Source organism: Shewanella sp. Shew256 (assembly GCF_002196695.1).
Lineage (GTDB): Bacteria > Pseudomonadota > Gammaproteobacteria > Enterobacterales > Shewanellaceae > Shewanella > Shewanella mangrovisoli.
In genome coordinates, this window is record NZ_NAJR01000019.1 from 36,300 (window position 1) to 59,806 (window position 23,507).

The 23,507-nt window shown below is 43.0% G+C and carries 19 protein-coding genes; 9 read left to right on the plus strand and 10 right to left on the minus strand.

The features are described 5' to 3' along the window. The first annotated feature begins 4 nt into the window (after positions 1 to 4). Positions 5 to 313, plus strand: coding sequence for a hypothetical protein (locus B5P39_RS21975; RefSeq protein WP_041413302.1), 309 nt, complete (start codon positions 5 to 7; stop codon positions 311 to 313). 10 nt (positions 314 to 323) lie between these two features. After that, positions 324 to 872, plus strand: coding sequence for a GmrSD restriction endonuclease domain-containing protein (locus B5P39_RS21980; protein ID WP_041413300.1), 549 nt, complete (start codon positions 324 to 326; stop codon positions 870 to 872). 417 nt (positions 873 to 1,289) lie between these two features. Here the strand turns inward: B5P39_RS21980 and B5P39_RS21985 are convergent, their stop codons facing one another. The 6 genes from B5P39_RS21985 to B5P39_RS22010 all read right to left on the minus strand — a co-directional run bounded on the left by B5P39_RS21985 (position 1,290) and on the right by B5P39_RS22010 (position 11,448). Next, positions 1,290 to 4,544 (minus strand): type I restriction endonuclease subunit R, encoded by a 3,255-nt coding sequence (locus B5P39_RS21985; protein ID WP_088212908.1) that lies wholly within the window; start codon positions 4,542 to 4,544, stop codon positions 1,290 to 1,292. A 14-nt stretch (positions 4,545 to 4,558) separates the two neighbouring features. After that, positions 4,559 to 5,797, minus strand: a complete 1,239-nt coding sequence (locus B5P39_RS21990; RefSeq protein ID WP_088212909.1) for a restriction endonuclease subunit S — start codon at positions 5,795 to 5,797, stop codon at positions 4,559 to 4,561. A gap of 1 nt (position 5,798) precedes the next feature. Then, positions 5,799 to 8,423 (minus strand): type I restriction-modification system subunit M, encoded by a 2,625-nt coding sequence (locus B5P39_RS21995; RefSeq protein WP_088212910.1) that lies wholly within the window; start codon positions 8,421 to 8,423, stop codon positions 5,799 to 5,801. Between the two features lie 7 nt (positions 8,424 to 8,430). Further along, positions 8,431 to 9,372 (minus strand): nucleotidyl transferase AbiEii/AbiGii toxin family protein, encoded by a 942-nt coding sequence (locus B5P39_RS22000; RefSeq protein WP_011711498.1) that lies wholly within the window; start codon positions 9,370 to 9,372, stop codon positions 8,431 to 8,433. Next, positions 9,369 to 9,779, minus strand: a complete 411-nt coding sequence (locus tag B5P39_RS22005) for a DUF6088 family protein (RefSeq protein ID WP_011711497.1) — start codon at positions 9,777 to 9,779, stop codon at positions 9,369 to 9,371. Before B5P39_RS22005 ends, B5P39_RS22000 begins: the two co-directional genes overlap by 4 nt. Positions 9,780 to 10,341: 562 nt before the next feature. Beyond that, positions 10,342 to 11,448: a hypothetical protein gene (locus B5P39_RS22010; RefSeq protein ID WP_088212911.1), complete on the minus strand. Its 1,107-nt coding sequence runs from the start codon at positions 11,446 to 11,448 to the stop codon at positions 10,342 to 10,344. A 240-nt stretch (positions 11,449 to 11,688) separates the two neighbouring features. Between B5P39_RS22010 and B5P39_RS22015 the strand changes: the two genes are divergently transcribed. The 4 genes from B5P39_RS22015 to B5P39_RS22030 all read left to right on the plus strand — a co-directional run bounded on the left by B5P39_RS22015 (position 11,689) and on the right by B5P39_RS22030 (position 15,347). Continuing rightward, positions 11,689 to 12,039, plus strand: a complete 351-nt coding sequence (locus B5P39_RS22015) for a hypothetical protein (protein WP_088212912.1) — start codon at positions 11,689 to 11,691, stop codon at positions 12,037 to 12,039. A gap of 217 nt (positions 12,040 to 12,256) precedes the next feature. Beyond that, entirely contained in the window at positions 12,257 to 12,979 is a 723-nt protein-coding gene (locus B5P39_RS22020; RefSeq protein ID WP_254915839.1) for a S24 family peptidase, read from the plus strand. Next, positions 12,976 to 14,226 (plus strand): Y-family DNA polymerase, encoded by a 1,251-nt coding sequence (locus B5P39_RS22025; protein WP_088212914.1) that lies wholly within the window; start codon positions 12,976 to 12,978, stop codon positions 14,224 to 14,226. Before B5P39_RS22020 ends, B5P39_RS22025 begins: the two co-directional genes overlap by 4 nt. A 206-nt stretch (positions 14,227 to 14,432) precedes the next feature. Then, complete coding sequence (locus B5P39_RS22030) at positions 14,433 to 15,347, plus strand: DNA cytosine methyltransferase (protein WP_088212915.1); 915 nt, start codon at positions 14,433 to 14,435, stop codon at positions 15,345 to 15,347. 523 nt (positions 15,348 to 15,870) lie between these two features. Here the strand turns inward: B5P39_RS22030 and B5P39_RS22035 are convergent. From B5P39_RS22035 to B5P39_RS25070, 3 genes are all read right to left on the minus strand, one after another. Continuing rightward, positions 15,871 to 17,217 carry a hypothetical protein gene (locus B5P39_RS22035; RefSeq protein WP_088212916.1) on the minus strand — a complete coding sequence of 449 codons (1,347 nt, stop codon included), beginning with the start codon at positions 17,215 to 17,217 and terminating at the stop codon, positions 15,871 to 15,873. Between the two features lie 82 nt (positions 17,218 to 17,299). After that, on the minus strand, positions 17,300 to 17,956 hold the full coding sequence (locus tag B5P39_RS22040) for a hypothetical protein (protein WP_088212917.1): 657 nt from the start codon (positions 17,954 to 17,956) through the stop codon (positions 17,300 to 17,302). A 16-nt stretch (positions 17,957 to 17,972) separates the two neighbouring features. Beyond that, the gene (locus B5P39_RS25070) at positions 17,973 to 18,101 is read right to left on the minus strand and encodes a hypothetical protein (protein ID WP_254915840.1); all 129 of its coding nucleotides are present in this window, start codon (positions 18,099 to 18,101) and stop codon (positions 17,973 to 17,975) included. A 268-nt stretch (positions 18,102 to 18,369) separates the two neighbouring features. On the opposite strand from B5P39_RS25070, the gene B5P39_RS22045 reads away from it, so the two are divergent. The 3 genes from B5P39_RS22045 to B5P39_RS22055 are packed head-to-tail and all read left to right on the plus strand — an operon-like array spanning position 18,370 to position 21,787. Continuing rightward, positions 18,370 to 18,915 carry a TnsA endonuclease N-terminal domain-containing protein gene (locus B5P39_RS22045; RefSeq protein WP_251068953.1) on the plus strand — a complete coding sequence of 182 codons (546 nt, stop codon included), beginning with the start codon at positions 18,370 to 18,372 and terminating at the stop codon, positions 18,913 to 18,915. Next, on the plus strand, positions 18,915 to 20,768 hold the full coding sequence (locus B5P39_RS22050) for a Mu transposase C-terminal domain-containing protein (RefSeq protein ID WP_088212919.1): 1,854 nt from the start codon (positions 18,915 to 18,917) through the stop codon (positions 20,766 to 20,768). The genes B5P39_RS22045 and B5P39_RS22050 overlap by 1 nt, the downstream gene beginning before the upstream one ends. After that, positions 20,765 to 21,787, plus strand: a complete 1,023-nt coding sequence (locus B5P39_RS22055; RefSeq protein WP_088212920.1) for a TniB family NTP-binding protein — start codon at positions 20,765 to 20,767, stop codon at positions 21,785 to 21,787. The genes B5P39_RS22050 and B5P39_RS22055 overlap by 4 nt, the downstream gene beginning before the upstream one ends. Here the strand turns inward: B5P39_RS22055 and B5P39_RS22060 are convergent. After that, positions 21,769 to 23,181, minus strand: a complete 1,413-nt coding sequence (locus B5P39_RS22060; RefSeq protein WP_088212922.1) for a DEAD/DEAH box helicase — start codon at positions 23,179 to 23,181, stop codon at positions 21,769 to 21,771. The genes B5P39_RS22055 and B5P39_RS22060 overlap by 19 nt on opposite strands. Between the last annotated feature and the right edge of the window lie 326 nt (positions 23,182 to 23,507).

The following is a 23,507-nucleotide window of genomic DNA, read 5'->3' on the forward strand; positions in this document are numbered from 1 at the left end:
CAACGTGAACGCAAAGCAAGTCAAAGTGTATATGGGACAGCATCAGCCATTTGCGAGCCAATTCCCGCTAACGCTAGGCAGTGGAAAGATTGTCAGTGAGTTTAAGATGGAGTGTAAGTGTGGTGAAGAATTTAAAGACGAATTAGTCAGGGGCAGTATTAATCTCGTAGAGAGTGACATTCTCTATCGTGGAATCGGTATCTGCGATTCATGCCACAAAATCGTGTGCCTAAGCGGCACGGCTACCATGAAGGGGGATGATTTTGAGCTTGAGCCGGACCCATTTGTTGTTCAATCATTGTTTAACCAATAAGGCGCCTAGTATGACCAGGCTGAGTTCACTCGCATTACTTATGCTTTCCTTGTCCATTACTAACGGTTTGGCTGCGGCCGACCTGAAGTATCACCGTGAAGATTACCCGCATTGGAGCGATCTGGATGGCAATGGTCTCAATACGCGCCACGACTTACTCGCAACCCAATCCACGGTTAAACCAAGTTTTAGCCGTGATGGTAAAATCGTGACTCGTGGAAGATGGGTGTCACCTTGGACGGGGCAAATCTATCTCGATGCCTTTGCGCTCGATGTGGATCACACTGTACCGCTTGGCTATGCCCATGCCCGAGGCGCTAAATATTGGGATCGCTATCAGCGTGAAATGTTCGCAAACGATGTGAGAAATTTGCAGGTAGTCGAAAAGGGTTTGAATAAAGAAAAAGGGGCGGCGGGGATCACAGAGTGGTTACCGCCCACCAATCAGTGTCAGTATATCTTGCGATTTCACCGGATCATGAAAACGTATCATCTAAAATATTTCACTAAAGAAGAACCACGGGCGCTGGCGCTGGTAGCTCAGTGTCAAAGGGGGTAAACGTGGTCAAACTTGTTGGAGAGTAATACTTTTCACCAAGTTAAGTTTGATACTGAGTATTAAAGGATCATACTGAAAGGCAGCGCTCACATCGCTGTACTGCCTTTTCTAAATCGTTTATGCCCCAAAGCTTGCTAGCTCTCTTCACTCAGTGTTCGCAGAATGCTCCGATTAGGCTTACTTTTCGTAATGCGGTTTTTACTTCAAGCACCTCTTTTGACGGTGTTTTACGCCTCGCCTAAGGAGGTGTTGCCCTTAATCGCCAACGAGCCTTGCACCGTACGGATACGGTTGACACAACGCAGCCGGAGTGCCTGCGCCTGTTCAATACGCGCACTTAAACGACCGATCGTTTCACTGATCTCTGCAACCTGCTTAAGTGTGATTGGGTAATACTAAAGGCCGGATTGTAAGGCATTAAATCATCTCAGTAACATCTTCATAAATTTCATTTAAAAGATCATCTGCCTGAGCAAAAATAAACTGTTTTAGAAACTGATCGATTCGGATATTGAGCTTAAAAGGTGGAATGGTTACGCCATCTAATTTTTCAAAATAAACTTTAGCTTTTGCCTTATCAACGGTGTTTTTAAGCGCATCAAAGCGGCCGAAATTGTTCAGGTTATTCTCATTAACACTGTCGCTCATTAAGTTAATGAGTAGGTTTTTATCTAACCCCAACGCACTGACTAGCGCATTTAATTGCGCATTTTCAGCGTTGTCTTTGTAGTCGTTGATGTAGTCTCTAAAGCTGTGGCCATCTATTAACTGTACATCACCGCGTTGTAAATCATGTAAGAAAAGCTTGGCGTATTTTTGTTCAGCTTGCGTCAGTGAAGAAAATGACTTGTGCAGTTCGTTGAGCGTAAGTTCTATGCTGGCTTGATCATTATGCTGATTTAGCTCTTTTAAATATTTATCGAAGCGACTATTCATATAGTCGGCATCAATCTTTCCTGTGTCGATTTCCGTCAAATAGCCACTAATATCAAAAGGCACATCTCCGCCACCCGCACCACCACCATCACCTTTTGATGCGAGCTCTTTATAACGCAGCGCAAGGCTCAGGTAGGTTTGTTCATTAATGGCGAGAGTAACCTCATGTTCAGTGCCATTTTCGCCTGTTGAAGCGTCCGTCGTGAATGTATAAACCGACTGCTCCCAATGTAAACCTTGTACCTTCGCGGCTTCTAGATGCTGGTTAAATACTTTAAATAGTTCAGCAAACTTTGCGCACGCCTCAACATCTTCTGGCAGTTTTTCAAAATTTGTCACACCGGCACTAATGAACAACTCGGTAATATCACCGAACAGTTCATTCATTGCTTCTAAGTTACTTTCTAGCCTATCAACAAATAACCCAATGGGTCTGTCGCCAGAGTATAGTTTTACCGCATCGTTAATATGTTGCTCCATCGTATGCGGGTAACGATAGTAACGGATAACACCATGAGGCTTATCGGGGCCAAACAATCGATTGGTACGAGAGAAGGCTTGGATGATATTTTGGTATTTAATTACCTTATCTAAATACAAGACATTCAGCCACTTGGAGTCAAAACCAGTGAGCATTTGGTCTACAACAATTAATAAATCCAACTGTTTTGTAGGATCGGTATGAATACGCTCATAAGGTTTTTTGTGAGCAAGGCGTGCGGCTAGATCTTTCTTAAATGCTGCATGACGGGCAAAATCAAAATCGTGGCCATAACGCGCATTATAGTCACACATAATTTCATCCAGACCATCACCTTTAAACGTTGGCCCACGGTCGCCACTGCCATCATTATCAATGTTGGGATCAAACAGTGCTGATACTTTTAAATCAGGCTTAGCAGCCTTTAGCAGACGGTAATAATCAATGGCTTCAGCAATACTGTTAGTAGCCAAAATCGCATGAAACTTATTGCCTTGGCTTAGCACATCCCATTTGTGCAGAATATCTTCTACCACTTTGGCTTGGTGAGTCTCGCTTAGGTACTGACTTTTAGGTACGTAATCTTCAATACCTTTGTGGTATTTACCTGTAGCGTCTTTGTAGCCAGCCATAGGCACTTCATTCATAAAATAATTAAATTTTTTCTTTTTGACAGGATTATCCATTGCTTCCGCTACAGATCCCGCCTTAGCTTGCTCTAGGGCGACAGCCTGCCTTAAGTCACCATCCCTAAAAGTAGGCACTTTATAGGGATCAAAGCCGAGTACGTTACCATCGCGAATACCATCGGCTATGCTGTAGCGGTGCAGCTCGTTACCAAATACTGTCGCAGTGGTATTACCGCTTTTTTCGTTTTCTTCCTGAATCGGTGTACCGGTAAAGCCAAAAAACAAGGCGCGGGGAAAGGTGCGTTTAATAACAATCAGCATGTCGCCAAATGTTGAACGATGCGCCTCATCAATAATAAATACCAAGCGTTTAGCGCGGATTTTTTCAATATCTGCTGTATTTGTAGATACAAGCGTTGCAGTGCCTTCATCCTGCTCTTTGTCACTGGAGACGTCTTCAAAAATATTACTCATTTTTTGAATAGAGCTAACAATGAGGGTATCGGCTGGGGACGTGCTTTTTAACTTGGTTACCAATACATGGGTATTTTCGGTGGCTTGTACATCTTCACCATCGCCTGCAAAATTACGGTATTCCGCCAGCGACTGGGTGCCAAGCTCAATTCTGTCCATCAAAAAAATGACTTTATCGGCATCTTTTGATTGGGCAATCAGCTGCGCCGATTTAAAGCTGGTCATGGTTTTTCCAGAGCCCGTGGTATGCCATACATAGCCGCCCAAACGGTCTGGGTTATTGGGGCTCCCCAGTTGTTGCCAATTGGTTTTGGCTACCTTATCCGATATCGCATTGGCGGCGTAATATTGATAACTGCGCATCACTTTAAGCACACCATCGGTATCATCGGCAACGGTGTAAAAGCCAATCAACTGGTGCGCCATGGGAATGGATAACAGTGTCGAGGCAATATCTTTCCAATGGTTCATGGGCTCGTTGTTAAAATCGGCCCAATTGAATTGGTAATCTGGATTAAACTTGCCATCTAGCCCTGGGTTAGCAAAGTATTTGGCCTCATTAGGCTCCATGGCGACAAACACTTGAATGAGTGCAAACAGCCCACTAAAAATACCTTCTTTGGAATACTTTTCGATTTGGTTAACCGCTTGGCTAACTGGCACGCCACTGCGTTTAAGTTCAACATGAATGACCGGCATACCGTTAATCAGTAACAGCACATCACCACGTCTGTCATTACGCAGTGGGCTGCCGCGTTCAAATTTCGGCTGCTGGACAATTTGGTAACGGCTTTGGCCTGCCGCAATTTCTTGGCGGTCATAGATTTTTAGGCTGACTTCTTTGCCAAGATGCAACTTGTCGGCGGGGTTGTCGCGTTTAATGGCCACGGTTTTGCCGTTGATTAAACCATTGAGTTTAAGCGGTGTTTTTAACTCTTTGATCTGCCCAATAATCTGCTGCATTTCCGTTGCCGTCAGTGGCACATCGTTTAATCGGTCTTGCTGGCGATTGTTCTCAAATAAAATGTTAGCCCAGTTTTGCAGTAAATCCGCTTCGGTTTTGTTTTTAAGTATCTCGCTTTCCCAGCCCTTGTGGGTAAGCACTTCGATAAAGGCCTGCTCAAATTGTGCTTCGGTTTTAAAGGTGGTCATGGTTGTGCTCCCTGCTAAACAAACATTTTGCTCAAGCAGGCCTGCTTGATGTTATTGAGTTTGGTGATCTGTTGTTGGTGTTGGTTAACCAGCGTATCGAGCTTTTGGAAGTAGCTTCCAATTGCGGTTTGTTCATCGACTAAAGGAAATAATACCGGCAAATTCCTAAAATCTTGTACGCCAAGCGATTTACGCGTTGAGCCTGAAGTCTTGTTATCAACATGAGCTTTAAAGACATCTGTTCCTAAATAACTTTTTAAGAATGCAGGACGCAAGCTCTTAGGTTTGACGATTGCCATTGTAGGTGAATAGGTATATCTGTTACCTACGTTATTTGATAAATCAATAATCTTACCTACTGAAGCGACCCTTCCGTAGGCAAAATCACCATTTTCGATTGTGTATCTGGCTGAATGTTCATTGTAGATATGTAGAGGCACAATCCTCACATTTTTAAAATCAACAAGACCTGAATCCGATATATCACCTATACCAATGAAAGGTACTCCATTTTCCACAGCATCAGGAGCTCTATGGCTTGGATGAGGATCGATAACTTCTGCAACCTCAGATAAAGGCTTAACTTCCCACTCCCCACTAAAGCCTTTGAAACGTATTTCTGGCATGGTTTCGCCTTGTTTAGGAAACATCTTTTCCAGCATGGCTTTTTTGATGTTGCTGAGCTTGTCATGCTTTTGTTGGTGTTGGTTGATTAGGCTGTCGAGCTTTTGGAAAGTATTGCCGATGGCGGTTTGTTCTTCCCTTTCAGGGACGCATATTAATAAACTGCGAACATTACTTAATGAAATAAATTTCTGTGTTCCACCACTAGCAAAATCATCCAACTGCTGAGTTGTAATTGGCGACTGCAAAAAATAATAGCTGTATAAAAAATCCATTTCGTTTTTATCTTTGATTAAAGCCACATTCTTTATTGCGAAATCTGGAGTCTGTCTAATTAAAGCAATATTACCTATAGTGCCAATCATCCCTATTAAAATGTCATTAACATCAACTTTAGAACGCTTATTTATTTCATCGAAATCGATTTTAGAAATGTATTGAACATCGTCATAATTGATGTACCCATTTTTAACATTTTTTGATGTAACCAAGGGAAATCCGTTTTGTTGGTACTTCGGTGATGCATGAGTACCATCCCTCACGTCGCAAATATCTTCTAAAACTTTCTCCTCCCACTCCCCACTAAACCCCTCAAACCGAATCTCAGGCACATTCTTTTCAACTCTCATCTTATACGCCCTTCAATAAGTTGGTGAGTTCTGCCAAACCTTGTAGGTCAAACTCATTGCCGGTAAGTTCGCCCATCATGTCGGCCAGCTCAATCTCGGTGGTTTTGATCTCATTCGCGACTTGCGAATAGGTCACCGCATATTTTTCGGCAAGGGCTTGTACTTGGCTGGTGAGCTGAGTAATCACGGCGCTTGGCATGGCAGCGAGTTCAAGACTTAATGGCATGATCCATTTTAGGTGCAGCAATTCGTTCACTTGCTCATCGGTTAAGCCTTCGATGGTGGTTTTGGTTTTTAAGTGCAGGGCGGTTTGTGCTTCTTTAACTGCTTTTTTAAGGGCTTTGTCTTCATCAATGAGTTTATTGGCCTCAATTATCTTGGCTTCGTAGCTTTCCTTTTCAAATTTAACTTTGGTCTCTTTTTGCTCTTTTAGGAAAGCTTTAGCCGCCTTGGCGACTTCGGCATTGGCAAAGCCGTCTTTGCTTTCTTTTACCGTGTCTTGCTCTTTGTCTTCTTCGCTTAGTGATTCGAGTATTTCCTCAAGAAGGCTTACGATTTCGGCAAGGCGGTTTTCTTGTTGTGCCAGTGCCGCTAGGTCATCGCTCAAGTAGGTTTGTTGTACTAAATCAAAGGGTATGATGTGGCCTTTCCAACCATCTTGTACTTCGGTGTCTTTGCCGTCTTTTTTCTTAATGACAATATTAGGGTCAACTTGTTTCGTGGCCGCAAAGCCTTCGGTTTGCATCATTTCTAAATCAGCACTAATCAATTGCCATTGGTTGTTTAAATATTGGTAGGCTTGGTATTTGTCGATAAGGGCAATAGGTGCTAAGCGATTAAATAATTCGGTGCTTAATTCAGGCTCTTGCTGGTTGCGGTTAACCGTTTGCCAGCCTTGAATAAGCGTTTTGTTTAAATAGTCATCAAAGCTGTTATTACCGTTAATTCCATCGAAAGCTTGGTTATAAGCGCTGATAAACTCGATGACTTGTGAGTGCTGGGTAATGGTTGCATTAACGTCTCGTTTGGCAATGGCTAATTCACTGTAGGCGGCAGACTTGGCCACAAACAGCGCATCATGCAATTGCGGGAATGCTTGCCAATATTGGTGTAACTGCGCAATTTCGCTATTTGGGATGCCGCCGAGCATAGTGGCGTGTAAATCCCAGCTTTCGGCCGCTGGTGACGAATCTACATAACGGGGTATGTTTAAGTTGTAGCCATTGTCGCGCAAGGTTTGCTTACTCACCACTTGTGAGAATTTTTCGATGCTGTCGCGGTTAATGACCGCATCAACAATGCGCTTGATGTCACTGGCTTGCAGTTTATTGTTTTTACCTTCTTTAACAAAGTGCTTGGAGGCATCCACAATTAATACGTCATTCTGTGGTTTGTCAATAGAGCCACGCTTCTGCTTGAGCACCAAAATAACGGTAGGAATACCAGTACCAAAAAAGATGTTAGCTGGTAAGCCGATAATGGCATCAATGTGGTTCTGCTCAATCAGTTGCTTGCGAATTTCGCCTTCTTCACCACCTCTAAAGAGTACGCCGTGGGGCAAGACAATGGTCATAATGCCATCGGGTTTTAGGTGGTAAAGGTCGTGCAATAAAAAGGCAAAATCGGCTTTGGTTTTGGGCGCAAGACCAAAACGCGAGTAACGTGGATCGCTGTCTTTAAAACTTGGGTCCCAGGCTTGTGAGTAAGGCGGGTTGGAGACGACCGCATCCACATACAGCGCATGATAAGTACCTTGCGGATCATTTTCATCAAAGTATGGCCAATCGTCTTCTAAGGTGTCACCGTTACGGGTTTTGATATTGCTGGCTTTAATGCCGCGCATGATCAGGTTCATACGGGTAAGGTTGTAGGTATTCGCTTTTAGCTCTTGGGCATAATAGGTAATGCTGTCTTTGCTTTTGGCGTATTTTTCGACCGCTTCACCAATATTGATCAGTAACGAACCCGAGCCCGACGTTGGGTCGTAAATCTCGATGGTATCTTTGTGTTTTAATTCATGGGCGATGATGTGCGACATCAATACCGAGACTTCATGCGGCGTATAGAACTCACCGGCTTTTTTACCGGCATTAGCGGCAAATTTTTCAATCAGGTATTCGTAGATGTAACCCAGAACGTCATAGCCTTGCTTACCGTTCATTGGGATACTTTTGATTAAATGTAGTAGGTCGCTAATGGCTTTTGTGCGCTTACCCGCGCTTTCACCCAGTTTGCTAAGACCCGTTTCGAGTGTGGTGAAAATTCCTTCAAACAATTTTTTGTAGGTAGGCGAAATCAAACGGCTAAAGGCGGATAGCGCATCGCGCACGTTAGACTCGTCAAAGTCGAATGCAGGATCAACCCAAGTAGCAAACAAATTATCGTAAGCGATGAAATAACCTAGATTGTCTTGAATGTACTTGACCGTGTCCGCGTCTTCTTCGTTGAGGGCTTTAATGTCTTCAGGTGTCATGCCCTCTTTGGTGACAAACTGAACTAACTGGTCGCTCAGGTACTTGTAAAAAATGAAACCTAAGATGTAATCTTTGTATTCGTTAGCTTCGATTTTTGAGCGCATCTGGTTTGCTGATTCCCAGATTTTTGCGGCCAGTTGTTGTTTGTTCATGTTTGCTCTAAATAGTCAGAATGAGTGAGGTCGCAATATGTTTAAAGGACATAAAGCACGTATCAAAATTGGGGGGTTGCGAGTTAAACACCATGGGTTTAACAAAATCATTAAAGCGTTGCCTGAAGAGTGGGTTGCTTTCTATCTCCTGTAAGCCAAGGCGTAACTCATTGGCTGGGTCCATGACGAATTCGGCATGTTGGTTGCCAAAGCGAGCAATATCTTCTGCTAATATGGCGCGAAAAAGGGGCGCAAGTAATTCATTATCAAGGGCCTGTGCTGCATGAATACAGTGTACGTCGTAAATATGCCTAACTAAAGTGACGTCATCGCTTCGGGCTGCATCACGCTTAACAGACATTGTGCGGCGTAACATGGAAAGCACTTTCTCTACCAAGGTGGTATTTACTGATACGCAGATGAATCCGTTCACTTCTTGTGGCAGCTTATAAAGCTCTGCGACTAACGATTGGATGCCCCGCGTTTCCAGCGCAAGCAGTGGAATGGTTTCCATCAGTTCTAACTTGATGATTGGGCGTAGACAAGGAGCCTGGCTAAATTGTTGCGGATATTTAAGCTCATATTCCACATAGCGATATTCATCCTGAACTAATCTAGCTTCGATAGAAAATGTGTTCGATGCAATAATCGCTGTTTCAATTTTTACTGCTAACGCTTTTCGGTACTGTTTCTTCCTGCCGCGACTAAGGTGTTGAAATTGCGGCGTGGGGATCAGCTTTATGTCCACGTCTTCAGACATTCTAAGTATTTTAACATTGGACTTAGCCAGTGCGGTGCCGCCGGAAAACACCATTTGATGAGTTTCAAACGTTAACTGTTCAAGCTCAGAAAGTAGAGCAACCACCCAATAATCTTTTTCAATAATGGCGGGGTTTCCGAGCGCTAATGCATCGGAAACCTCTAAGAACTGTTGTTTCAGTTTTTTCATGGTCTACTTGCTGGCGTTAATAGTCTGTTACCAACAACCAATTTGCGATTGAACTGTTTTTGATCCCATGAGTAATGAACGGATGAGGGGATTTGGGTGTTTTTACCGGAAAGACTTTGTAAGGACAGATTATCTATCTCGAAATCGATGTCTTTCATTTTTAATATTTCACGCATAAGTGCATCGCTACCACCTGGACACGACGGCATTAAACGTCCTGTCAGGCTGTTTACTCGCGCTTTCGTGTATAAGCCATAGCCAAGCTTCATTATCTCGCCTCTATCCATTAACTGATTAAGCGATCGGCCAATTTGGTCATAGCTAGCAATGCCGTCAAAGTCTTTGCGTTCGAAAACGTAGCGTCTAGAACGCTTTATCTTTTGAAAGATACTGTCAACAGCGGCCATTTAAACCTCCTTACTCTACAATAGCGCGAGTATAGCTTAATGTGAGAGTAATAGGAATAAATACGGCATCCTATTAACATTTAATACGGCACTTATATTTACCTAAGTTTATGATTAATAAATTAGAATACTTATTATATTCATATCCACCTATAAGTTACTGCGACTCTCACCTACTTTGGGATACAGCAGCTAACATCTATAAAAAAATTGTGGCTACCCAAGCCCGCTCAACTTGGCCGCTTTAGCAATGGTCGAACGATTGCATTTAAGCAGGCTTTGCACGTGTGACGAGCTTGTCCCTTAATCGAACCGCTTATTTTTCCTTAATTGATGAACAAGCAAACGTCCAAGGCATTTACCTAAGGTTTGGGCCTTTTCGATGCATTGCGTTTGTCCATCCCATTTATTAAATAACAATCTCACTTTCTGAGGATATTCATTACTAATGGTAATGCTAAAATCGAATTTTAGAGCCTAAGCACTAACTGATTCTTGTCCAAGTAAGCCACAAGGAGTATGAAAGTTATTCCTCTCCAACACGAACATCCTTCGAAATATCTTATTTTTTCTCGGTCTGACTGCCCGCCACACGGTTGGCAGCTAGAGCTTGGGATAATATCTCCCGTTCACGCTCGGATTGAGATAGATCTAATTTCACCTGATTCAGTTGTTTTTCGACGCTAATAAGCTCAGCTTGGAGGCTTCCGAGTTGGTTTGCTTGCTGACGATAACTATTTAGATCTGTATTAAGTCTTTGCGTATCACGCTCAAATGCCAACTTTTCTGCATTAACTTCGGCTAGTTTTGCTCGAGACTCTGCTAATTCACCGCGCACCGATACTAAGGTTGCCGTTAAATTTTCCGCAGTCTTACCTAGCTTGGCTTCTGTAGCCTTTAATTCTGTTCGGTCCTGCGTCAATCGCTCAAGGTTCGCTGTGGTGTAAGAGATCTGGTCTTGCTGCTTTGACAATGTGGCCTGCAGAGTTGCAATGGTGGCCTTCGCTTGCTCTAACTCTCGCTGTTCTAGTTCACGCTTCGCAACATCGATGCTGAGTAATTTAATTTGCTCTCGAGATGCCCTTAATTCGGTCTCTGCTTGTGCAACGCGCCCATTCGCTGCGTCTACTAATGCTTCTGCTTTTAATACTTCGGCTTTAGCGTGATTTCTTGCGTCATCAATGGCCTTTTCGCTGGTGGCCTTTAACTCTCGCAGTTGTTGCTCTATCAGGCTTACAGCGGATTGGGCCTTTTCGACCTTGGCTGCGGTGCTGGTTTCAATCTCCGCAACTTGAGCCGCCGTAGTATTCAAGACGCTTTCTAACTTATCTTCACTGTCACTTAACAGCGATAGCGTTTCATCAAGGTTTCGCGTCAACTGGGCAACTTGCTCGGTCAGCGATTCGTTACGACGGTCAATCATGAGCAACAGTTCTTGAGACAGCAACTTAGCTACGGCAAGGCTTCCAACCTCTTCCGCGATAGCATTTTTTCTATGCTCAAGATTATTTTTGTACTCAATCAAGAACCCTTGGATCGACGATGTTCTGCCCTGCAGATGAACGCTCAAGTTACGTGTCGTTGGCTCGACACCGTTTTTAAGCATTTCATTCGCGAGCTTAGTCACTTCCTCAAGAGTTGCCTTCGGTTTCACTGCCAATTGTTCCATTTGCTTGCCTCAAACATCTTCAAAGTTAATGACTTACATCGATAAATCCCAGTGTAGCCAGTTATTCAACACTCTGCAATGGAAACGATGTTTTTACGGAAACATCGTTTCCCGTTTCCCGTGGTGATTTGCGTCATTCATGTCTTGTATGGTGCTGATATAGAAGGGTAAATCCTGAAATTTGCCAGAATCGGCCGCCGTAATAGAATGTTCCTACATCAACTGAATGGGACAGAAAAAATGACCGAACTAGCAACTACGCCAACTGCACCGCGCAACCATGCAGAGGTCGCTATGTACCACTACTATCTGACCAATGCCGTGTTGACGACGAGCCCCAACGAGCAAGTCATTGGTGATGTGTTGGGGATGGGGGAAGATGACTTTGTGATGGAGCTGTTTGCGCTGTCTGAAGCGTTTTGGCTAAAAGGTGAAGATCTCTATGCCGAGGGTAAAGCGTTCTCAGGGCTTGCGGTATTCGACGTTGTGGCTGAGTTCTTCTGGGGGTATGTAGAGCATACTGGAGAAATGCCTGACCTTGATGCGTTCAAGCTGGATATTGACCGAGTGTTTGAGACTTACACGCGATAAATCACCTGTCTAATACTCTTCAAAACAGTGAGGCCTACAACCCCGATGGTAGTAGGCCCAACTTCCAAGCAGTAGTTTCTAACCCTGTAATGGAGTGCTTATCTTTTTAATATTTGTTCCCTCCATGTATTCTTTACGCAAAAAATCATCTTCGGGATTTTCGATGTTTCAATAATTAGCTATACTGTATTAATGTACAGTATTTGTGATTTGTCCTATGAACGTCATAATTGGCTTAGCATCGGCAGGAATACATGGGTTTGAGAGTCCAGCCGCTGGATACCAAGAGAAGGCGCTAAGCCTCAATAATCTTATTGTCTCACACCCATCAGCAACGGTATTTGCAGAGGTTACCGACGACGCTATGACGGGTCTTGGGCTATTTACCGGAGATCTACTTGTCGTTGATAAGTCATTGACTGCGACGCGGGGAGATGTCGTTTTGGCGCTGGTGCACGGCGAAACCGTTTGTCGGCAGCTAGACGATGACCATGACCATCATCAACTTCATGCCAATACCAATGCTCATTATTCCGAAATATCAGTCACAGACGGGATAGAGATTCAGGGCGTGGCCATTTGTGCAGTGCGCTTTCATCGACGCAAGCGCGATCCTCTAGTGTTGAAAAGCCTCGATGACCTTCTGGTTGAATCGACGTTTGTGGGCCGTGCAAGAGGGGAGTCTATGACGGGGGTGGGCATCCACTCCGGTGACATCCTGATAGTGTCACGTCAACTAACTCCAAGTTCCGGCGATGTCATCATAGCCATGTATAACGAGGAATTTGTTTGTAAAGTCTTAGATCTATCCAATAGCAGGTTGTTATCGGCTAATGACGATTTTGAGCCGGTATCAATTAGGCTTGATGACCGCTTCTGGTGCGAAGGGGTTGTGCCAGCATCCATTAGATTATTGAAACAACCGAGTTTATTGGTATGAGCAGCATAATAGCGTTATGCGATGGGAATAAGTTTTACAGCTCATGCGAACAGATTTTTAACCCGCAGTATCGTGGTAAGCCTCTAATTGTGGTCTCGAACAATGACGGCATGACAGTGGCGTTAAGCCCTGAAGCGGCTGCGTTGGGGCTTAAAAAATTCACGCCTTACTTTCAAGTTGCTGAGTTCTGTAGGGCGAATGGCGTGGTTGTTTGCTCGAGCAATTACGCCTTGTATTCAGAAATCAGCTCTCAGTTTATGAAAGTCGCATCGAGAGAGTGTTTTTCGTATTTTCCCTATTCGATAGACGAGATTTTTGCTGAATTTGGGAATGATGACACACCACAGAACCTCTCAATATTAGGCCGCAAGCTCAGGCACGATGTCTGGCGCGAGGTCCGATTGCCTATTGGTGTCGGGCTAGGGGATACCTTAACGCTGGCGAAAGCCGCAAATCATGCAGCGAAGCGCTTAGGCTATCGCGGTGTTTGCGTGATTAAAGCGCACAATCGCGAAGCCATCTTAGGGGCGATGTTGACTACCGATGTGTGGGGAGTGGGTAAACGAATTGGTCAGCGGCTAAGTTCGATGGGGATTCATACTGCGCTGCAGTTGGCCCAAATGAAGACTAAGACCGCGAGGAAAATGTTTGGCGTTAACATCGAAAGAACAATTTTCGAATTGAATGGGACAAAGGCGTTTAACTGGGACGATATGCCCGTTAATAAGCGACAGATATTCTCCACACGCTCAGTTGGCCAGCGAATAACGACGATAGAGGGGTTAAAAGAGGCGTTGTCATTCCATGCGTGTGAAGCGGCTCGAAAGCTAAGGGGTCAAAAATCGGTAGCACGTTGCTTGGTATTTTTTGCTCAAACATCCGCGTATGACAAGCATGGTGTTAGTGGTTTCAGTCGGACAATTCATTTACCAGCTCCCACCAGTGACAGCATGATTATCAGTCAGCAAATTACCTCTGCGGTTGAGTCATTTTATGCCGCAGTGCCGTACTATCGCGTTGGGGTAGGGCTATTAGATATAGAACCAGGCTTGCAGCTCGATATGTTCAACGACAACCTGGGAAAACCAGCGTTGATGTCAGTCATGGACAGATTAAACGAGCAAATGGGCAAAGGTGCCGTGTTCGTCGCTGCCAATGGCATTGAGAAAAAATGGCAGATGCGGCGAGCGTTCTTGAGTCCATCTTATCTAACAAATTGGAATGAAATTCCAACCATTCACTGTTAGCAACGTAGTAAAATTTGCCTCATTTAAAGCTTGTGTGATGATTACTCTCAACGAATTTAGGAGAGCATCATGCGGTTAAAATCAGATTTAGAGTTGCAAATTGAGTCTTTGGCCAAAGATTATCGAAAAAAAGATAAACGGCTATCCTGGGAGACTTGTAAGAAGAGAGCGAAAGAAGCACTCCGTAGATTTAACCGGGTGAAGCCATGCGGGGAATAGACCTATTTGCTGGAGCTGGGGGGAATACAACCGGCGGAAAGATGGCTGGACTACGCATGTTGTGGGCGGCTAATCACAACCCGTTAGTAGTTAAATATCATGAGCTAAATCATCCAGAGGTCGCACATAAGTGTCAAGATCTGCATCAAGCAGACTGGTCGTTAGTACCAGAACACGATATTTTGCTTGCTTCCCCTTGTTGTCAGGGACACAGTCGAGCAGCGGGAAAGAAGAAATCCAGCAAGAAGGCAGATTTGAGTCGGTCAACTGCTTGGGCCGTTGTGAGTTGCCTAGAGGTGCATAGGACCCCAATAGCTGTGATTGAAAATGTGGCAGATTTCCTGAGTTGGGAGCTTTTTGGTGCGTGGGAATATGCGATGCGGTCATTGGGATATTCTCTATCGTTTAACCATGTAAACGCAAGCCGCTTGGGAGTGCCACAGAATCGCGAGCGTCTATTTATCGTAGCCACTAGAACAACGAAACCGATCGTTCTAGAACTGCCAGAAAAAGGGCCAATAGCAGCTAGAAGTTTTATAGACATGGACATGCATGCGTACAAGTGGGACCATATTTCTAATCGTGTGTTAGCAACACAGAAAAGAGTCACTAATGGACGGAAACAGTTTGGTGAGGTGTTTCTTGATGCTGCTTATGGAAGCGCTAGGTCTGGACGTTCGATTGACAACCCCATAGGCACTATTACCACGATCAACAAGCATAGTCTTGTCATTGGCGATTTAATTCGGCCATTGAGTCTTAGAGAGCTAGCAGCAGCACAAACCTTTGATGAATGTTATCAGTGGCCGGCATCTGCTACGGCAACAAAAATGATGATTGGCAACGCTGTTCCGCCGGTCATGGCAAAAGAAGCTATAAGCGCTGTTTTAAAAGCTGCGTAATTAGCTGGGCAGATAAAGTAACAGATAGATTTTGAGTTTTCATTGAAAATCTACTGGAAATAGAGCGACTAAAGTGCTGTGGTATCATTCCACCAAATTTAAATGCTTGTAGTAAGGATCACCTATGAAAAGTATAAAAGTTATGATCTTAAACATCCTATTACTAGGAGTGGCGATAATCTTGTCAACAGTATTTGACCAACACCAAGCGGCACTATGGTTTGTATTTGCAAGTTTAATTATGGCAACACTCAACATCGGTAAACGAACATAGTTCAACGCGAAATAATTCAGATAAATCTTTTGAGGTGTTCATGTACAAGGCAGTATTTTTAGGTCTTTATATCGTGGCTTCAATCCTGTGCGGGTTTACCTTCCACGACTTAATAGGATGCGAAAATGCGTTGTTGGGCTCAATTGTTGGGTTTGCCTTAGGCAGTGTAGCTTTCTTCTTTGCGTTTAAGCCTGCTTCAGAATTGATATTTTCAAGTGGCCGGCAATAGAATTAGATGTTAGTTCAGTATTACTCTTCGAAGGAATATCTCGAAGTGAATTCTGACATGATAGCAATGTTGTTCGTAGGGTTTACTGCAACTGCCGCACAGGTACTCACTGCTTCTCGATAAAGTTTTGCGCCAACACGCCTAACGCCTTCGTAGTTAAACAATAGATCTGGAATACGGTCTGCAATTGATGAACCCCGCGGCACCATCAGTAAGCTAGGCAGTTTGCTGTAAGGGCAAATCAACATATAACGGTAACTTGGGTCGGCATGTGCATTGTCAGGGATAATTTCGAAAGCGCTTGCATTACCACCGTTTGTATATTCGTTGTAGAAATCTTCGAGCGCTTTTGGTTTGTTGGCCATCAAGACGTAAGGTCCATTGATTGTTTGAAGTAGGTATTCAAGCTCTATCCCAATGCCAAGGATTCGCTTTAGCTGAAATAAGGAGGCTGGTGGCAATGTTGCAGCGCTTCCGAGATACCAATTAAGTTCTTTTAGAGTAATGCTGCATAGCTTGGCAATATCAACCATCTTGCCTGGCCAATTTGCGAGAAGCATTTTTATCAGTTCTGCAGTGTTATCGCTGTGTTCATATTCGTCATCATCGCTCAGTTCGATATAGTCAGCGTTCGTGCCGCTCATTAACCACATGAAGTTGTCAATTGAATCTCTCTTGAAATAGCGAGGCCCGGATTCTGGTAGCGACTTTTCCCACGACGACAACCAATCCCCAGTTTGCCAATCGAGTTCGGTGTCATTTAGTGGTGCGCTCAAGGGCTGTATTGGTTGCTGCAGCCATTGCATAATTTTCAATGCCTCTTTACCGCTGTGGTAACTTGGTGCGATTCTTACATCTTTCAGATGATCATCTTTCGCAAAACGGCATAAGGTATCAAAAGGTGTTTCTTGCGGTTGGGGCGGAGCCGAACTCGCTGTCATGGAGATATATTGCGCACTTTCTTGCGCAGACCTTAGTGAGCCTGGGTGTGATCTATCATTAGGCGCAGTAACTTGCAGTTCTACGCCAAGTGGTTGCAGTGCTTCGGCAAGTAACGGGCAAGCTGCATGTAGATACTTGTTTACGCGCACAATATCAGGCAAGCCCCTTAACCCTTTGGCGTGCTCCCAAGCATTGGCCAAAAATCCTTTAATTGCAATTGGCGCGTCAATTGGTGCAAATGTCATCCAGCGAATGGGTAGGCCTGCGACTGTGAGACCGTAAAGTAAAATAGGGCTTAGTTGGTAACGCTTGGCGTCACTGACCGTCATTGGGTCAAGGAGTTTAACGATACCGTGCTTGGGATGAGCAAAAAGGTATTTCGCCGTTGCTACATAGAGATGATGAATACGCGGTTCTTTTTGCATCGAATAAAACTCCAGATTGAATTGGTTTCACTCTACGTGCGATCCGGTAATAGCTGCTCATAGATAATGATTATCAACGTGCTTAAATGTTAATGTTTGAAAGTTGTCGCCAGAAATATACCCCAGATAACACTACTACAAAGAGTAACATTACCAATAAGCACAGTGCCATGATAGAGCTGAGCAAATTCAAAAGAGTGGTGTAACTGAGTGGCAGGGCTCCAATCACAAAACACAGGCAGTACAGAGCAATATAGCTGTTATTCAGATCAAACTTGCTTGGAACGGCATTAGCCACGACTGAAGAAGTGAAATACATCCAGATTCCAAACCGCAACGGTTCATCAACGGCGAAATTATAAAGTGCAGACCAGTCAATGGTGGCTGGCGCCTGGAATAACCAATTAAGTATGCACACAACAGCAAATCCGCCGAAAAGCGGGGCTATTCCGACGAATAAACGTAACACAGGGCTAATTAATGATGGTCGGTACTGGTACTGCACGAAGCCAAGTGTGCCGTCAGGCTGTGGTGAGAAAAAGGATATTTTGGTAATAGTAAACCGAACCAGAATTGCAGTAAGAGCATGACTGAGTTCATGGACAATTACACCCGGGGCAGCATAAAGACGAAACAACAAACCACGCCCAATGGTGGAAAATACCCTGTCGCGCAATAGTGACAGTAGCGTTAGGGCTATCCCTAAACTGAATACTGCTAGCCAGCCTTCATTTGCCATAAGTGGTTATTTAAGGTTAATAAATACTATCAGATATTTCCATTTCCCTAATGCTGTATGCATGGGCGATGTCGGCGCGTTCAACGGCGTTTTTCGCATCGGCCTCAAGGCGCTCAACCATCAGTTCTAATGTCGCTGAACCCATACACTGACATAGTGTACCCATAGTCTGACAAATTTAACTCATTCAATGACATAAAAGTGGCTTTTGTAATCATGTTACAAAAGCCATTTTCTTTAATATTAGTATGTTGAACAATTAATAACCCATAGATTGACAAAAAACTGCATGCCAGTACACTAAATGTACACTATTCGTTCGAATTATACTTATGTATATAAGAAGCTTACGTAAACCATCACCGAACAAAAACGTATTTAAATTCGCTAGCGCAAAAGTTAGCGAAACGATAATGTGTGAAAGTACACTGGAGTTTGATGCGTGCTTTCACCATGAATACAATGATTGTATAGAGGAGTTTGGTAGTCAGCCTGAAGGGTTTTATTACGATTTTGAGGGCAAAAGATTGCCCTATACACCTGATACAATAGTTCACTTTATTGATGGGACGGCAAAGTTCCACGAATACAAACCTTATAGTAAAACATTCGATCCAATCTTTAGGGCTAAATTTCTAGCAAAGAAGGCGGCTGCTCAGTCTTTGGGAGCAGATCTTATATTGATAACAGAACGACAAATCCGCGTAAATCCTATTCTAAATAACCTTAAAATTTTGCATCGATATTCGGGAGTTTACGGCTTGAGCGACATTCAAGTTGAACTGCTCAATCTTATAAAAAAAGCGGGGAAAATTAATGTTAACGATGTAGCTGTAAAGCAATCATTAGCATTAGGGGAAACCCGTTCACACTTGTATTCCCTTATGCATAAAGGATTGCTTAAGGCGAACTTAAGCCAAGATGATCTTAGTTGCAATCCTGCAGTATGGTGCATTTAATGATGGACTTCGAGGATGAATTTAGTGAGTCTGAATTAGTCAATAAACCCGACACCCCCATTCAATATGTGAAATTAGAGGATACAGTATTAGTCAAAAGAGACTTAGATACCTTTCCTGATTTTTTAAAAAACAAAGCACTCGATAAATACCAACTCATTGCCTTCATCGAAAAAACAATCACTGGTGGATGGACTCAAAAAAATCTAGACCCAATTCTTGATGCTCTTTTTACTACCTCCACGGACAAGCGGCCGAATTGGCGAACGTTAGTACGTTGGCGTAAAAGCTACATTGACAGTAACGGCGATGTTACGTCATTAGTCGCTAAGCGGCATAAAATGGGCAACAGAACGAGTCGAGTTAAGGGGGATGAAGCATTTTTTGAGCAAGCCCTAACTCGTTTTTTAGATGCTAAAAGGCCTAAAGTATCTACAGCATATCAGTACTATAAAGATGCCATCACAATTGAAAATGAGAGCATTGTTGATGGAAAAATTCCTATCATTTCTTATAAAAGCTTTAACCAAAGAATAAAGTCATTACCTCCTTATCCTGTTGCAGTGGCGCGGCACGGTAAATTTAGAGCAGATCAATGGTTTGCATATTGCTCATCCCATATTCCCCCAACGCGAATATTAGAACGGGTAGAAATTGATCACACTCCACTAGATCTAATCCTGATTGACGATGAATTATCTATCCCAATTGGCAGACCTTATTTAACTTTAGTTGTTGATGTTTTCAGCTGTTGCGTTTTGGGATTTCACTTAAGTTATCGAGCTCCTTCATATGTTTCAGCCGCAAAAGCAATAGTACATGCAATAAAATCCAAATCATTTGAAGGCCTTGGAATCGAGCTTAAAAATGAGTGGCCTTGCTTTGGCAAATTTGAAACCCTAGTTGTGGATAATGGAGCGGAGTTTTGGTCTAAAAGCTTAGAGCATGCATGTAAAGAGGCGGGAATTAACATTCAATATAACCCAGTTCGCAAACCTTGGTTAAAGCCATTTGTAGAACGTTTTTTTGGGATGATTAACGAGTGTTTTTTAACTGAGATACCAGGCAAAACCTTCCCCAACATCCTAGCAAAAGAAGATTTTAAACCTGAAAAAGATGCCATTATACGTTTTTCCACATTTGTCGAAGAATTCCATCGTTGGATTGTTGATATTTATCATCAAGATTCAGACTCACGTGAAACGCGAATTCCCATAAAACAGTGGCAACGCGGCTTTGATATTTTCCCGCCATTAAAGATGAGCGCAGAGGACGAACAACGATTTACTATGTTGATGGGGATTACTGATGAGCGAACTTTGACCAGAAATGGATTTAAATATGAAGAGTTGATGTATGACTCTACTGCTTTGGCCGATTACAGAAAGCGTTACCCACAAACTAAAGAAACCATCAAAAAAATCATTAAAGTCGACCCTGATGATCTATCGAATATTCATGTTTATCTTGAGGAATTAGGCGGTTACCTTAAAATTCCCTGTACTGATAATAGTGATTATACCCACGGATTGAGCCTTCATGAGCATAAAGTGATTAAGAAAATTAATCGTGAGATTATTCGGGAAGGGAAGGATGATTTGGGATTAGCTAAAGCTCGTATGGCAATTCATGCTCGAGTAAAGCAAGAACAAGAAGCATTTATAGCATCTAAAACCAAAGCAAAAATTACAGCGGTTAAGAAACAGGCTCAGTTGGCTGATGTGAGTAGCACAGGCCAAAATACGATAAAAATGAAAAGTGATGATCAGAGCTTACTTTTACCTAATCAATCAGCAGCTAAACAAATCCATATTTTCGAAAACTGGGACGACGATTTAGAGGCTTTTGAATGAAGACATTAAGTCCTACTCAAATTGAAAAACTGGGTAAATTTAGCGGCTGTATTGTCATGCATCCTCAGTTGATAACCATTTTCAATGATTTTGATGAACTAAGGTTTAATCGAACTTTTCAATCAGATCAGCAATGTATGCTCTTAACGGGAGATACCGGAGTCGGCAAAAGCCATCTCATTAACCACTATAAAAAACAAGTATTAGCCAGCCAAAATTACGGACGTGAATCTATACCAGTTCTAGTTAGCCGTATATCTAGTGGCAAAGGATTAGATGCAACACTAACTCAGATGTTGATGGATCTTGAGCTGTTTGGAAGCCATCAAAGAAAGAAGCATGGCTATGCTACTGACTTAAGGAAAAAACTGGTTGATAACTTGGTTAAAGCCAAAGTTGAGCTGCTTATCATTAATGAGTTTCAAGAATTAATCGAGTTCAAAACAGTTCAAGAGAGACAGCTGATTGCAAATGCGTTCAAGTATATAAGTGAAGAGGCCAGAGTTCCTATTGTGTTAGTCGGTATGCCTTGGGCCGAACAAATTGCAGAAGAACCACAGTGGTCATCTCGCTTAGTGAGAAGAAGAAAGCTTGAATATTTTAGTCTTCAAAAAGACAGCAAGTATTACCGCCAATATCTGATGGGTTTAGCTAAGTACATGCCGTTTGCGGAGCCTCCCAAGCTGGAAGATAAGCATGTGGCAATTCCCTTGTTTGCAGCCTGTAGAGGTGAAAATAGGATTCTAAAACACCTTCTTTTAGAAGCATTGAAGAATGCGCTGCTCGCAGATGCTAACACGCTAGAAAATCAACATTTTGCTGATGCTTATACAACACTTTTCAATAGAACATCAGGGACAGTTTCAAATAATCCATTTACTCAACCAATAGAGGATATTCTGATTTCTGAAGTTTTTGAGCATTCTAGGTATAACTCAAATGCAATGTCAGCAGAAGACATGCTGATTGCTAGAGTATTTTCTAAACCACAAACCTTGGCTCAGCTACTGAGTAAATAATTGTCAAACATCCTAACGATTTGCTCTTTATATGAACCTAGCAATGCCAGATTGTAAGAGTTCTCTTCGTCAATGGCTGACTTATGTGAAGTGCTAGCATGCCCATTAGTATTGGATAATGAAAAACCTGACAGATCCACATGTAACTCATTACCTATATTCCCTTGGGTAGCCTCACTCGATGTTAATTGCGGTAACTCTAGGTCTAAATCCTGTGAGCCAGTCTGCTCGATAACCACTGATTGCTCTGGTAAATCTTGGTCAATTCGATAAGCAAACTCTGTCAGGTTTGTTTCAGCTAACGTGAATAACCAAGCTTGTTGAGTCTCATCTGAATTAACTCTTAATATTCGACCTAGCACTTGTCGGTAATGCATTTCAGTTTTTATTCGGCTCAAATGACAACATACTTGCAGCCGAGGGATATCAGTCCCTTCAGAAATCATCCCCACACTAACAATCCACTGGGTATTATTTTGTCGGAAGCCATCAATAATGCGGGAAGGATGCTTTAAGTTAGATGTCACGATACACGCGTTTTGCTTAAGATCAGAGACAAGGATTTGGAGTAATTGTTTAGCATGCTTAATTGACGCCGCAACAACTAAACCACCTGCATTCGGGTTACTCAGGCGTATTTCAGCTAATTTTTTAACGCTTTGATTCAACATATAATGCATTATTTGATGATGATTAATTAATGCCTGATAACTGTATCTTGGATCTAACAAGAGCTCAGCTATAGATGCAAATGTCTCAATCTCTTGATCAATTTCTAGTTTGATTTTGTTGTTATCAATTAAAACGATATTAGGCTGACGACAGACGTTATCCGCAATTGCCTGCTTTAATCCATAGCTAAAATCACAGTGGATTGTATTATCTGGTTCAGTGAATCGTGAAAGCACAATAGGGGCCTTATCTGAGCGCCAAGGTGTACCAGAAAGCGCTAACGTATATGCCGCATGATATTGAATATTTAGTAGTACCTCTTCTCCCCATGCATTGGCATTACTAAGAATATTGCCCTTTAGATGATGGACTTCATCCATGATCACAAACACTTTATGCGTTCGTAAGATCTGCCAAAACGCCTCAGTTAAGGAGGGCATGAACTGGTAGGTATAGACACTACCAATGGCACCCATTAGCCCGTCAAATCGCTTGTTCAGACGCTTTGAAAAGGTTGAGCGAATGCTGTCATTCACCTCTGATGATGGAGAGAAGCACAGCACAAAATCAATTTTCCCCATAGCAATCAGTCTTGCAGCTAGTTCTGCAGCCATAATAGTTTTACCAGCACCTGGCGTGGCTAAACACATAAAGTGACTTTGAGTTTGATATCGTGCCAACGCCGCATCAACGCATTGGCTTTGCCATTGTCTTAACTTCACAGTCATAGGCCTTTGAGGTCGTTAAGGCATGACTCTACAGCTTTAATCTTCCCCATCAATGTTGAACTTTGATTACGAGCATTCATGTATCTCGGATAAAGCCTGGGTTTCGAATTTGGGATCTCTTCAATGAGACGTTTAAACTCTTCCGCTTCCCCAATGTATCCAAGTAAATCAACTTGATATTGGTTGAGTGTAGCGGTGTTTTTCAAGGTAGTTGTCACTCTTTGCTTAAATATTAAGCTGCATTTATTACCCCTTCTATTGGTGCTTTATCTGGGTTTAGGGTCACGGGCCCAACTGCCTCACAATTTCTCACGTCTTTA